This is a genomic window from Desulfallas sp. Bu1-1 (genome assembly GCF_015594625.1).
Lineage (GTDB): Bacteria > Bacillota > Desulfotomaculia > Desulfotomaculales > Desulfallaceae > JADNRQ01.
The window spans coordinates 1-12789 of the sequence record NZ_JADNRQ010000022.1 but is presented as its reverse complement, the minus strand read 5'-3'; the positions used below and the strand labels follow the sequence as shown (position 1 = coordinate 12789).

The window sequence follows — 12789 nt, the reverse complement described above, 5'->3', positions numbered from 1 at the left end:
ATGGAAGAGTTGTCCCAGCACCTGCTTGACATCGCAGTCAATTCCCTGGAAGCGGGTGCCACCGAGCTGGAAATCACCATCCGTGAAGACACCGGGGACAATACGCTGCAATTCCATGTGCTGGATAACGGCCGCGGCATCGCCACGCAGGACATTCCCAAACTACTCGACCCTTTTTATACCACTAAAAAACACAAACGTATGGGGCTGGGCATCCCCCTGCTCCGGGAAGCCGTGGACAGGTGCGGCGGCACTCTGGAGATCAGGGCGCTGCCCCGGAAAGGGACCGCCGTAACGGCCACCTTTCCCTACGATCACCTGGACCGTGCACCCCTGGGCGACGTGGCCGGCACCCTGACCGCCCTGCTGGCGGGCAACCAGGGGTTGGATTTAATTTACCGGCACCAGTATAACGGGGAAATCTTCATTTTTACTACGAGGGAGTTCAAATCCCTGTTAAAGGGCATCCCCCTGCAGACACCCGAAGTGCTGGTGTGGTTGAAAAATTACCTGGCCAACCAGGTCAAGGAACTGAGGAGGAGAAACAATGAAAAGCTTGGACGAACTGGATAAGCTGCGTGAAAAACTGCAGCAACAGATGAAAGTAAGGGACAAGGACCACGAGGTGACCGTAAAAGTAAGCATGGGCACTTGCGGCATCGCCGCCGGCGCCCGGGAAACCGTCAAGGCGCTGCTGGAAGAGCTTAAAGAGCAGGGACTGGGCGGGGTGGCACTGACCCAGACCAGCTGTGCGGGCCTGTGCCAGCACGAGCCGCTGGTGGAAATTGTCAAAGGCATGGAAAAAACCACGTATGTAAACGTCGACCGGGAAAAAGCGAAGGAAATCGTCAGAAAACACCTTGTGGAAGGTAAAGTGATCAAGGATTGGACCACGCCGGATCACTAAATTCATAACATGTACCTGGCGGTAGTCAACAACACGTTTATTATTTCCGTCCAACACGACAAGGAGGATATATAACGATGGAAATGTACAGGTCCCACGTGCTGGTATGCGCCGGAGCGGGCTGCATATCCTCGGCCTGCAAAGCGGTGCAAAGCGCGCTCCAGGAAAACATCGATCAATACGGGCTGGCGAAAGAGGTCAAGGTTGTGGAAACCGGCTGCATGGGTCCCTGCGACCTGGGCCCGGTGGTAATGATCTTTCCGGACGGGGTTTTTTACCGCAAGCTGAAACCCGAAGACGCAGCCGAAATAGTCAGCGAGCACCTGTTGAAGGGGAAAGTGGTCACCCGGCTGCTGCACCGGCAACCCGGCGACCCGGATCAGGTCACCAGCTTTGACCAGCTGGATTTTTTCAAAAGGCAGACCCGGATCGCCCTGCGCAACACCGGAATAATCAACCCGGAATCCGTTGAAGAATACATAGCCCGGGACGGCTATCGCGCCCTCGGCAAGGTTTTGTCGCAAATGACGCCCCAGCAGGTGGTGGACACCATCAAGGGATCCGGCCTGCGGGGGCGCGGCGGGGCCGGCTTCCCCACCGGGCTTAAATGGGAATTAACCGCCCGGGCGGCCGGAAACCCCAAATACGTGGTCTGCAACGCCGATGAAGGCGACCCGGGCGCCTTCATGGACCGCAGCATTCTGGAAGGCGACCCGCACTCCGTGCTGGAAGCCATGGCCATCTGCGGCTACGCCATCGGTTCATCCAAGGGCTATATTTACGTGCGGGCGGAGTACCCGCTGGCGGTGGAGCGGTTGGAAACAGCCATCAGTAAAGCCCGCGAGTACGGCCTGATGGGCGAAAACATCTTCGGCACCGGGTTCAACTTTGATGTTGAAATCAGGGTCGGGGCCGGCGCGTTCGTATGCGGCGAGGAAACGGCACTGCTGGCCTCCATTGAAGGAAAACGCGGCGAACCCCGCCCCAAACCGCCGTTCCCGGCCCAGGAAGGACTCTGGGGCAAACCCACGGTGATCAATAATGTAGAAACATTTGCCAATATACCACCCATTATTTTAAACGGCGCAGAGTGGTTCGCCTCCATCGGAACTGAAAAAAGCAAGGGCACCAAGGTGTTTGCCCTGGCGGGAAAAGTGAACAACACCGGTCTGGTGGAAGTGCCCATGGGGACGACGCTGCGGGAAATTATCTTTGAAATCGGCGGCGGCATCCCCGGTGGTAAAAAATTTAAAGCCGTTCAAACCGGAGGGCCTTCCGGCGGGTGCATCCCGGAAGAATACCTGGATACGCCGGTTGATTATGAATCCCTGACCAAGCTCGGGACCATCATGGGCTCCGGTGGCATGATCATTGTGGACGAAGACACCTGCATGGTGGACCTGGCCAAGTTCTTCCTGGAGTTTGTCCAGGAGGAGTCCTGTGGCAAGTGCTCGCCCTGCCGCATCGGCACCAAGCGCATGCTGGAAATTTTAAACCGTATTACTTCCGGCCAGGGGCGGGAAGGGGATATCGAACTGCTGGAAGAACTGAGCCGGGGCATCAAGGACTCCGCCCTGTGCGGGCTGGGACAAACCGCCCCGAACCCCGTGCTGAGCACCCTGCGTTATTTCCGCCACGAGTACGAAGCGCACATCAGGGACAAAAAGTGCCCCGCCGGCGCCTGCCGGGATTTGCTGACTTATTACATCAACCCGGAGTTATGCCGGGGCTGCGGCCTGTGCGCCAAAGAATGCCCCGCCGGTGCCATCACCGGCGACAAGAAAAAACCGCACGTGATCGACGCGGCAAAATGCGTCAAGTGCGGCACCTGCGAGCAAAAGTGCAAGTTCAACGCCATTATTACAGTTTAATGGAGGAATCAACATGTCACAGGTAATGCTTACCATAGACGGAATCCAAGTTGCGGCGGAACCCGGCACCTCCGTTCTGGAAGCGGCGAAAAAGGCCGGCATTAAAATTCCCACCCTCTGCTACCTGGAAGAAATAAATGCAATCGGGGCCTGCCGGATTTGCCTGGTGGAAGTGCAGGGGGCCAGAACCCTGCAAACATCCTGCGTCACCCCCGTGGCCGACGGCATGGTGGTGCGCACCAACACTCCCGCGGTGCGCCGGGCCCGGAAGCTGAACCTGGAACTGATCATGTCCAACCATCCCCGGGAATGCTTGACCTGCCCCCGCAACACCAACTGTGAACTGCAGCGACTGGCCTCGGAGCTGGGCCTTGACGAGATCAGGTTCGCCGGGGATACGCCGCCGTACGAACCGGACCGTTCCAGCCCCTCCCTGGTGCGTGACCCCCGCAAATGCATCCTCTGCCGCCGCTGCGTCAGCGTGTGTGAAAAGGTGCAGCAGGTCAGCGCCATCGCCCCCCAGGAACGGGGTTTTAAAACCATTGTCGCGCCGGCATTCCTGGAACCCCTGGGCGATGTGGCCTGCGTCAACTGCGGCCAGTGCGCCCTGGTCTGCCCCACCGCCGCCATTCATGAAAAAGACCAGACCGCCGAGGTTTGGGCCGCCCTGGCGGACCCCGGCAAGCACGTAGTGGTGCAAACCGCCCCGGCCGTCCGGGTCAGCATCGGGGAGATGTTCGGCCTGGCACCGGGCAGCGTGGTCACCGGGCAACTGGTGGCCGCCCTCAGAAGGCTCGGATTTGCCAAGATTTTCGACACCGATTTCACCGCCGACTTAACCATCATGGAAGAGGGCAGCGAGTTGATCAAGCGCCTGCGGGAGGGCGGCAAACTGCCGCTGATCACTTCCTGCAGCCCCGGTTGGATTAAATTTATCGAACACTTTTACCCGGAGCTGCTCCCGCACCTCTCCACCTGCAAATCACCCCAACAAATGTTCGGAGCGCTGGCCAAAACCTACTACGCCGAAAAGGCGGGCATCAGCCCGGACGATATCTTCGTGGTTTCCATCATGCCCTGCACGGCCAAAAAGTTTGAAGCCGGGCGGGAGGAAATGAACGGCAGCGGCCGGCGGGACGTCGATGTGGTCCTGACCACCCGGGAACTGGGTAAAATGCTGAAGGAAGCCGGCATTGATTTCAGCGCGCTCCCGGAAGAAGCATATGACGATCCCCTGGGCATCTCCACCGGCGCGGGAGTCCTCTTCGGTTCCACCGGGGGCGTGATGGAGGCGGCCCTGCGCACGGCATACGAGCTGGTGACCGGGGACACCCCGCCCTCCCTGGATTTTAACGAAGCCCGGGGCCTGGAAGGGATCAAGGAAGCGTCCGTGGACTTAAAGGGAACCACGTTGAATGTCGCCGTGGCCCACGGCCTGGCCAACGCCCGGGAAATCCTGGAAAGGGTTAAAAACGGCCATCCCTACCATTTTATTGAAGTGATGTGCTGCCCCGGCGGCTGCATTGGCGGCGGCGGCCAGCCCATACCCACCAACAACGAAATCAGGGCAAAAAGGACGGCCGGCATTTACAGTGCCGACAGGGCCATGCAATTGCGCAAGTCGCACGAAAACCCGGCGGTGCAGGCGTTATACCAGGAATTTCTGGGCGAGCCCCTGAGCCACAAGTCACATGAACTACTGCACACCCGTTACGTACCGCGCAGCAGGTATTAATTCACGTAGTTGGTGCGCGGTCATCCATGACCGCGCACCAACTGTACCGCAAACCCGGTAATGACACAGATATTAACAAACCATTCCGCATGACCGCCGGACCAGGTTGGATTTTGCCGAACCCGCGTGTTATACTTTAACTTGACAGCACTGGTTCCATGTATATCATTTATTGAAATATACTGCCTGCGGGGTGGAGTTTTTGGATCTACAATTGTTGCGCGAAAAATTATTGCCGGTTTTCGAATCTTACGGGGTTTCGTGCTGTTACCTCTTTGGTTCGCGCGCCGGGGAAAATTATTACCCTGATAGTGATATGGACCTGGCAGTGGTTTTTGACGGCTATTCCCCCGAAAAACACAACCTGGATCTGGAAATAGAACTCCAGGATACTGTAGCTGAACTTTTGGCGCCCCTGGAAGTAGATCTTCTATTTTTACAAAGGGCTCCCATATACCTGAAATTTACCGTTATTAAAGACGGTAAAATCATTTTTTGTTCAAATGAAGATTTCCGTACCGACTTTGAGGACATGACTGTAAGGGATTATCTGGACTTCAAACCCGTCCTGGACATGTATTACCGGGAAATGGCGGAAGAGCTGACGGCGGGTAATAACGGGAGGGTTTAGACTTGATTAACAAGGACCTGATTCACAACCGCATTGATCTTATCAACCGCTCAATGGCCAGGCTGAAAAAAATAGCCGCTCTAACCCGGGAGCAGTTTTTAGCTGATCCTGATAACTATGCCATTGCGGAACATCACCTGCGCCGGGCACTGGAAAGCATGTTTGACATTGGCAGGCACATCATGGCCAAGCAGGGATTGGGGCACCCGGTAGATTACCGGTCAATCATCTTGACCCTGGGCAGGGAACAAATTATCCCCCCGCAATTTACGGAAAAAATTAAAGGCATGGCCGGATATCGCAACCGCCTGGTGCATGGTTATGCGGAAGTAACCCCGGAAGAAATGTATAGTATCATACAAAAGAAACTCGGCGATTTTGAAGAGTTCTGTAGCCACATTTTAAAGTACAAAGCCAAACAAGGGGTTTAAGCCGTCCCTGCTTTCCAACAATTGCCCTCCCTGTATCGTTCGCACCGGCATTACGCCATTTTTTCAAAAAATACTTTCCACCTGTACCGTAAACCCGGCGATGACACGGGATTGAACCGCCCCCTGTTGCTCCACTTCCTGGTCCAGGGTATATTTCCCCCCCTCCAGGCAAAAAACCTGGACCGATTTACTATGGGGATCAACGATCCAGTATTCCCTGACGCCGCTCTTTTGGTAAACCTTGTACTTGACCCGCAGGTCGTAATAACCGGTACCGGGGGAAAGGATCTCCACCACCAGGTCCGGGGCGCCGTTAATCCGCTTCTCTTCGATAATGGACAGCCTTTCGTTGGAAATATAAATTATGTCCGGCTGGTAGGTTTCCGTTTCCTCCAGGTAGACGTCCACAGGAGCGTACAAAACAATGCCCAGTCCCTTTTCCAGGACAAAGCCCGCCATTTTTAATTCCAGTTTCATGGACACCATCTGGTGGTATGGTGTGGGCGAGGGCGTTATGACCAGCTCCCCCCCAATCAGTTGATAGGGTGACCCTTCCGGAAGGCGGCAGTAATCTTCGTAGGTATACCTTTGCCGGCCGGCCGCCAGCTCACCCGGAACGACGTTCATTTAGCGCACCTCCTTTTCTCCGGTACTGGTTTCGGTATTGTTTTCATCCATGGTTTTTTCATTATTTTAACTGAACGCTGCGGTTTGCGCAAACTTTCCAGCCCGCCCGGCTGCAAAAATGAGTAGCGGAGGACAAAAAGGTACGTGTCTGGGGCAAAGGGCAGTTCACCATTCCGGCTGAAATTATGAAACAGATTAAAGTATTCCTGGACAGCAGCGTAATTATTGCCGGCCTGGCGTCGAGAACCGGCGGTTCGCCCGGCATTCAGATCAAACCAAATCTCTGAAGGCCTCTCTCAAGAGTCTTTTTGTATAAACATGTTCCGGGTTTTCGAATATTTCGAAGGATACGCCTGCTTCCACTATTTCACCTCGATACATAACATAAACTTTATCGGCAATTTTACGGGCCAGATGCAAATCGTGAGTAATATATAGCATGGCAAATCCATGCCTGTTCTGGAGTCCCTTTAGTTCCCTTAAAAGATTGGCCTGGGTAGAAGGATCCAGCATCGAGGTTACTTCGTCTGCAATCAATAATTTCGGTTTTGTTACCAGGGCGCGCGCGATTGCCAGACGTTGTCGCTGTCCTCCACTTAAGGCGTAACAGTAACGATTTAAAAATTCCGGGGAGACGGGCAACTGTACCTTCTGTAAAGCCTTAATCGCTTCTGCTTCCCTTTCTTCTTTACTGCCCCACTTAATTATGTCCAGCGGTTCTCTAACCACTTCCAGAACCTTCATGCGGTGACTGGTGGCAGAGAATGGATCCTGGAAGATTATTTGCATACCTCCCAGCATTTTAGTGGCCCATCTTCCCTCCACCTTTTTGTTTTTAAAAAATACCTGGCCCGCACCGGCCGGCAAAACCCCTGCCAAAATGTGGGCAAGCGTAGATTTGCCGGAACCGGATTCCCCCACCAGGGCCACCACCTCACCGCTTTTAATTTCCAGGCTAACTCCTTTCACTGCCTCAATTTCTCTGTCCTTTAATATATATTTTTTTCGAATCCCTTCAGCCCTGAGGAACGTTTCGATGCCTCCCTTGTGACAGGCTACCATGCGCTCAAGGGCTACATACCTGAGGGGAGGTCTGGTCTGACTGCAACTTTCTTCTCCCTGGCAACACCGGGGATAAAAAGCACAACCTTCTATAGAGCCTCCCAGGGGAGGCTCTCCGCCAATTCCCCACAGGTCTTTATATCTAAAGAAATTGGGGGAAGAATTCAGCAATCCGCGGGTATAACAGTGCATGGGATTTTTAAGCACCTCAGAGGTGATCCCCGACTCGACCACGCGCCCGCAGTACAGGGTCATAACTCTGGAGGTAAGCTTTTTAACTGCTCCCAAATCATGGGATATTAAAATCATGGCAAAGCCCAACTTTTTCTGCAATTTCTGCAGCAACTGCAAAACTTCATTTTTACTTGCAGGGTCCAGCGAGGTGGTAGGCTCATCCACAATCAGCAGTTCCGGATCACAGGACAAAGCCATGGCCAAAAGTACCCGCTGCCTCATTCCCCCTGATAACTGGTGCGGGTAATAGTGCCGCCACTCCGGCTCAAGGCCTGCCATTTCCAATAATTTTACAACCTTTTGGTCAATCTCCATGGGGGATAAGTTATAATGAGCCCGCAAAGGCTCTCCTATTTGTTCTCCAATGCTGAGTACGGGATTAAGCACTTCCAGGGAGTTTTGAAACACCATGGCCATATCTTTCCAGCGATAATTTCTCAGTCTCTTTTCCGGCAACCCCACCAGGTTTTGCCCCTTGTAAATTATTTCCCCTTCAACGATACCCTGTTTGATCAACCCCATTATCCCCAGGGCCAGGGTACTTTTCCCACACCCGGATTCCCCAATAATCCCCAGGCTCTCTCCTTTTCGAAGTTGCAAGGACACGCCGTCAACGGCCTTTACCGGCGGGTGTACGGCATGATACGTAATGGACAGGTTTTTTATTTCCAGCAAATATTGATCAGCGGTCACGGCGGATACCCCCAAGTATAAATGTTTACCTTCCCAGGCGCGGGTCGACCATTCGTTCCAGCTCACGGCTGATAAAGGCCAGGGAAATTACCATTATAATCAAGGCCAGCCATGGGTATAGCAACCACCATTTCCAGAAGTCCGTATAGTATATCCCCTTAAAATTGGTAGCATGGTGAATGATTAAACCCCAGCTTTTGGAAGTAGGGTCCCCCAACCCCAGAAAAGAAAGCCCGGCTTCGGCAACAATTGCCCTCCCCGAAAGCCTGATCATATTTACTGCCACCAAAGGGAAAACTTCCGGGAGAAAATGCTTCCACATTAGATACCAGACGCCGGCACCATATGTCTCCGCCGATTTGATATAGCTCCGTTCCTTCAACATCAGTATCTGGGAACGCACGATTCTGGCGGGGAAAACCCAGGAAAACAGGGCCAGTACTAAAATGATATTTAGAAGACTGGGACCGAAAAAAGCTGCCAGCACAATCATCACCGGCAGGTCCGGCAACACAATCATAATATCAATTAACCTCATTAAAACCTTATCGGGCCACCCGCCCAGGTACCCCGAAACAATACCAATCAGGCCGCCACCCAGGGCTGCCAATAAGGCCGTGCCAAAACCCACGAGCAAGCTGACCCTGGCCCCGTAGCATATCTGGGCCCAGAGGTCAACACCAAGCTCGTCGGTACCCAAAGGGTGCCCTCCTCCCGGCGGCGAGAGGGGCGGTCCCGATGAGATATTGTGGGGATGGATTGAAATATAAGGAGCCAGGATAGCTACCAGCAGGACAACCAAAATCACCACCAGGCCGGCTTTTCCCGGCAGGGAAAATTCTTTTACCCGCTCGACTATTTTCACCAGCAACTCCGGCATTCTCCCCAAGGTTATCCCCCATGTATCCCGCTATAGTCACTAATCCGCGGGTCAAGCTTCTTGTAAACTAAATCGGCTAGAAAATTAGCCAGCAAAACACATATGGTTACCACCAGGAAAATCCCCTGAACAAGCGGATAATCGTGGACCATAACTGCTTCCCTCATTAAATGCCCCAGCCCCGGGTAGGCAAAAACATTTTCCACCAGAATTGCGCCACCCACAAGTGAACCAAGGCTTAAAAACACCCGCGTTACTATGGGAAGCATGGCATTCCTCAAGGCATGGCGAAAAATGATGCGTTTTTTGGGAAGCCCTTTGGCCCATGCAGTACGCAGGTAATCCTTTTCCAGCACGGTCGTCATACTGTTTCTGGAAAGCAAATACATACCGCCCAGCCGGGCAATGGTCAAGGCCATTACGGGCAGGAAAGCATGATGCAAGATATCGAACAACCTTTCCCACCAACTACTATAATTGGCAAAATGTGTGATGGCCCCCGACAGGGGGAATAATCCCAACCCCGCGGCAAATGTAAAAAGTAAAACGAGACCCAGGAGAAAGGCCGGAACCTCTGACAGGAGAATCAAGCAAAAAAACAAGAATTTGTCCGGCCATTTCTCCCGGTACCAGGCGGATATGCTGCCCAGAATAGTACCGAAGACAGTACTCAGCAGCACTGCCGCTATTACCAGAAAAGTTGTCCACGGTAACCGGCGCAGGATGATAGTGCTCACCGGTTCATTATAATACAAACTGTATCCTAAATTCCCCCGCAACAAATCAGACATGTATGACAGGTACTGCCCGGCAACAGGCCGGTCCAGCCCGTAGTATTCAAGATAATACTGTCTCTGTTCCTCCGAAAACCTCGCCACCTCCTGGCCTTCGTCTGCAGACATGTACAAAAAGGGATCACCAGGCATAGCCCGGGGAAGTAAAAAGTTGAGGGTCACTAAGATCCAAATGGTAAAAAGATATTCCATTAGCCTGGTAACCCTCTTCCTTCTCAATTAAGATTAACCCCTTTCCAGGTAAGATAGCTTACTGTGAGATAAAGAATGGTGATCGTACATGAACATCCACCCGTCATATTTGGCCGGCCTGTACACGCTGTAACCGGTAGTATAGTAAATGGGTATCTCCGGGACATCTTCGGCCAAAATTTCCTGAGCTTTAAATATTAATTCTTTACGTTTTTGTTCGTCAAATTCCAGACGCTGTTTTTCCAGTAAAGCGTTCAATTCATCGTTTTTGTAACCCTGCAAGCCTGAAGCGGCAGGTGAAATTCCCCCCCTGGAGCGACCGGCAAACCTTTCGCGCAAATAATCCGGATCATTGCCCCATCCACCGTGTCCTGTGATAGCTAGCTGATATTTATTCTCCCTAACACGAGCATCCCGGGTCTTCATATCCACGCTTTGCACTTTTATCTCAATACCTGCCTTGGCCAGTTGCTCCTTTAAGACTTCCGCCAACCTGACCTCATCACCGACAAGCAAGTTAAAGGAGAGCTTTTCACCATTTTGGTTTTGGCGAATAGCATTCTGGTCCAGCCTGTCGTAACCTAACTTCACCAGCAACTCTTCCGCTTTCTTTAAATCAAGGTCATATTGCTTGACATTGGGATTATACATTACATGGTCGGGAGGCAGGATTCCCGCACTGCCGGGAACAGCAGCGCCACGGGCCACCTTTTCAATCAATTCATTGGCATCAATGGCGTAAGCCATGGCCTGCCTGAATTCTTTATGCCGCAAAACCGGGTAATCGCCCATGTTAAATAGCAAACGATATCCCCAGAAACCCGGACTTTTTACTACTTTGTACTGCGGGTCATTTTGAAAACGGGGCAATACATCGGGAGTAACACCTGCCAGATCAATTTCCCCTTTTTCAAAGGCTAAAATTTCTTCACTAACCGGCACAAATTCAATAACCTTGACTCTCTGCCCGGGCCCCCAGTAATCTGTAAAAGCTTCCAGGCGGTAAGTTCCGTGCTCCTTGCTGTAGCCCGTCAAGCGGTAGGGACCACTCCCAATGACCGCTTCCGGCTTTGTAAACTCCTTCGGGTTATCAATGTTTTCCCAGATGTGTTTAGGAATAATGGGAGTCAAGCCCAGGTTATAAAGCATAGCTGCATTCGGTTCCGAAACGGTAACCAAAACCTGGCGATTTCCAACTATTTCTACTTTTTCAATATCTTCACTGCTAAATGATGACGACACCATGGGATATTTACTTGCATATTCAAAAGTGAATTTAACATCCTGAGCCGTTAATGGTTTCCCATCTTGCCATTTTACGCCATCCCGAAGGGTAAACAGGTACTGTTTACCGCCTTCTTTAATTTCATATTTTTCAGCTAACCAGGGAATAAGTCCCTTTTCATCCCGATCCAGAAGGCTGTCAAAAATCAAGCGCATCTTAAAACTTCCCGGCCCTCTGGGATAATGGGCATAAGGACTGAGGTAACCCCAATCTCCCCCGGCCAGCCTGATAATATCTACCTGCTGCTGTTCCCCCCCCTTCGCTACGCCAGGTTTCTGGTCATCCCTGGCTTGATCTGTCCCACAACCAAACAGAAGAAGGCTTAATGATATAACCAGCAGTAATACAATTAAAAAGCATTTTCTGGGCATTGTGCCACCTCCAATTCTAAATAAAATCCTAAAGTCTTAACTTATGTAAAAATTTCATCAACCCGCCACAGCATCATACCGGTGCAAAAGGTGGTTTCCTGGCGAAAAACGCCGTTTTCGGCATGCTCTTTTACATAATGTTCGATTGTCTGCTTGACTTCGGGAGTGATATCCATATAACTCCAGAAAAACCTTGACAAATTCTCCACTGCTTTTTCTACCGGTTCCTCATCTACCCGGTTAATGGTAAAAAAATTGAGGTTAGGCCGGTAACCCATGGCATAGAGCAAACCAAAAGGATAAATAATATCTCCTGGATTATCACCTATATCTTCACCAAAGAACCGTTGCCAGAGATCGCGGTACGCCTGCCCCCAACGTTGGCCGGAAAAAGCGCCTAAGCAGCAAAACTTCCTTGACGCTGCAAGCATTTTTTGCAGTGTTTCCGGGTCTCGCACCCCGGGTGTCATCGAGGCAAACACCAGATCAAACCGGCCGGCCAGCCCGTCTTTTTCCACCTCCACTTCCTGCCAGGTTCGCTGAATAATAGTAATGTTTTCTATCCGCTCGGTCCTTGCCCTGTCTTCCAATATTTTTACCATCTCGGCGGCAGGTTCAAGGGCGGTTACCTGCTCGCACAACCGGGCCATGGGGATGGCATAGTTACCCGGCCCGGCCCCGATATCCAGCACTTTGACCTCAGGTCCAATGACCCCTTCCCGCTTCAATGTGTCAAGCACCGCTTTTCTCCTCTGCTGCCCCTTGTCGTCACCGGTGCAACAGGCAAACCACCGGGCGCGCCGGTTCCAATTTTCCACCATCTCTTTCTCGCTACGGCAACGCCGCCGTGTTAACAGCGAGTTTTCCCGGGCATCTTGCCAGAGTTTCATCCAAAACTCGCGATCACCAACCGAAAATAAATGCAAAAAACCACCTCCTTTCCTATTCAGTAGTACATTCGAAAAATCTTAAAGCCTTGTAAATACAGGCTTTATTTTTTTGCATTTTTTTAGCTTCACCTCAAAAACCCCCCTTGATTTTATATCATGGCCAAAATACTTGATTTAGATATTATT

The 12789-nt window shown here is 52.0% G+C and carries 12 protein-coding genes; 6 read left to right on the top strand and 6 right to left on the bottom strand.

Translation table 11 applies throughout. The annotated features are described in order from the left end of the window. The 6 genes from IT084_RS14960 to IT084_RS14935 all read left to right on the top strand — a co-directional run bounded on the left by IT084_RS14960 (window position 1) and on the right by IT084_RS14935 (window position 5575). Window positions 1–573: an ATP-binding protein gene (locus IT084_RS14960; RefSeq protein WP_195713692.1), complete on the top strand. Its 573-nt coding sequence runs from the start codon at window positions 1–3 to the stop codon at window positions 571–573. Continuing rightward, window positions 548–907, top strand: coding sequence for a ferredoxin (locus IT084_RS14955; protein WP_195713691.1), 360 nt, complete (start codon window positions 548–550; stop codon window positions 905–907). The genes IT084_RS14960 and IT084_RS14955 overlap by 26 nt, the downstream gene beginning before the upstream one ends. Window positions 908–990: 83 nt before the next feature. Continuing rightward, a complete protein-coding gene (gene nuoF / locus IT084_RS14950; protein WP_279327889.1) occupies window positions 991–2778 on the top strand; it encodes an NADH-quinone oxidoreductase subunit NuoF in 1788 nt (595 codons plus the stop codon). Window positions 2779–2791: 13 nt separating this feature from the next. After that, window positions 2792–4513, top strand: a complete 1722-nt coding sequence (locus tag IT084_RS14945; protein ID WP_195713689.1) for an NADH-dependent [FeFe] hydrogenase, group A6 — start codon at window positions 2792–2794, stop codon at window positions 4511–4513. A gap of 202 nt (window positions 4514–4715) precedes the next feature. Beyond that, window positions 4716–5144: a type VII toxin-antitoxin system MntA family adenylyltransferase antitoxin gene (locus IT084_RS14940; protein ID WP_195713688.1), complete on the top strand. Its 429-nt coding sequence runs from the start codon at window positions 4716–4718 to the stop codon at window positions 5142–5144. Window positions 5145–5146: 2 nt separating this feature from the next. After that, the gene (locus IT084_RS14935) at window positions 5147–5575 is read left to right on the top strand and encodes a type VII toxin-antitoxin system HepT family RNase toxin (protein ID WP_195713687.1); all 429 of its coding nucleotides are present in this window, start codon (window positions 5147–5149) and stop codon (window positions 5573–5575) included. 63 nt (window positions 5576–5638) lie between these two features. On the opposite strand, the gene IT084_RS14930 is transcribed toward IT084_RS14935, so the two are convergent. From IT084_RS14930 to IT084_RS14905, 6 genes are all read right to left on the bottom strand, one after another. After that, window positions 5639–6202: a Uma2 family endonuclease gene (locus IT084_RS14930; protein WP_195713686.1), complete on the bottom strand. Its 564-nt coding sequence runs from the start codon at window positions 6200–6202 to the stop codon at window positions 5639–5641. Window positions 6203–6472: 270 nt separating this feature from the next. After that, a complete protein-coding gene (locus IT084_RS14925; protein ID WP_195713685.1) occupies window positions 6473–8191 on the bottom strand; it encodes an ABC transporter ATP-binding protein in 1719 nt (572 codons plus the stop codon). Between the two features lie 25 nt (window positions 8192–8216). Further along, window positions 8217–9071 carry an ABC transporter permease gene (locus IT084_RS14920; protein ID WP_195713729.1) on the bottom strand — a complete coding sequence of 285 codons (855 nt, stop codon included), beginning with the start codon at window positions 9069–9071 and terminating at the stop codon, window positions 8217–8219. Between the two features lie 11 nt (window positions 9072–9082). After that, entirely contained in the window at window positions 9083–10057 is a 975-nt protein-coding gene (locus tag IT084_RS14915) for an ABC transporter permease (RefSeq protein ID WP_195713728.1), read from the bottom strand. A gap of 33 nt (window positions 10058–10090) precedes the next feature. Then, the gene (locus IT084_RS14910; protein ID WP_195713684.1) at window positions 10091–11713 is read right to left on the bottom strand and encodes an ABC transporter substrate-binding protein; all 1623 of its coding nucleotides are present in this window, start codon (window positions 11711–11713) and stop codon (window positions 10091–10093) included. A 41-nt stretch (window positions 11714–11754) separates the two neighbouring features. Further along, the gene (locus IT084_RS14905; protein ID WP_195713683.1) at window positions 11755–12639 is read right to left on the bottom strand and encodes a bifunctional 2-polyprenyl-6-hydroxyphenol methylase/3-demethylubiquinol 3-O-methyltransferase UbiG; all 885 of its coding nucleotides are present in this window, start codon (window positions 12637–12639) and stop codon (window positions 11755–11757) included. Between the last annotated feature and the right edge of the window lie 150 nt (window positions 12640–12789).

Coding starts and splice junctions, on each gene's coding strand:
- IT084_RS14960 (WP_195713692.1), top strand. CDS start 1: ATGGAAGAGTTGTCCCAGCACCTGCTTGACATCGCAGTCAATTCCCTG.
- IT084_RS14955 (WP_195713691.1), top strand. CDS start 548: ATGAAAAGCTTGGACGAACTGGATAAGCTGCGTGAAAAACTGCAGCAA.
- IT084_RS14930 (WP_195713686.1), bottom strand. CDS start 6,202: ATGAACGTCGTTCCGGGTGAGCTGGCGGCCGGCCGGCAAAGGTATACC.
- IT084_RS14920 (WP_195713729.1), bottom strand. CDS start 9,071: ATGCCGGAGTTGCTGGTGAAAATAGTCGAGCGGGTAAAAGAATTTTCC.
- IT084_RS14910 (WP_195713684.1), bottom strand. CDS start 11,713: ATGCCCAGAAAATGCTTTTTAATTGTATTACTGCTGGTTATATCATTA.
- IT084_RS14915 (WP_195713728.1), bottom strand. CDS start 10,057: ATGGAATATCTTTTTACCATTTGGATCTTAGTGACCCTCAACTTTTTA.
- nuoF (WP_279327889.1), top strand. CDS start 991: ATGTACAGGTCCCACGTGCTGGTATGCGCCGGAGCGGGCTGCATATCC.
- IT084_RS14945 (WP_195713689.1), top strand. CDS start 2,792: ATGTCACAGGTAATGCTTACCATAGACGGAATCCAAGTTGCGGCGGAA.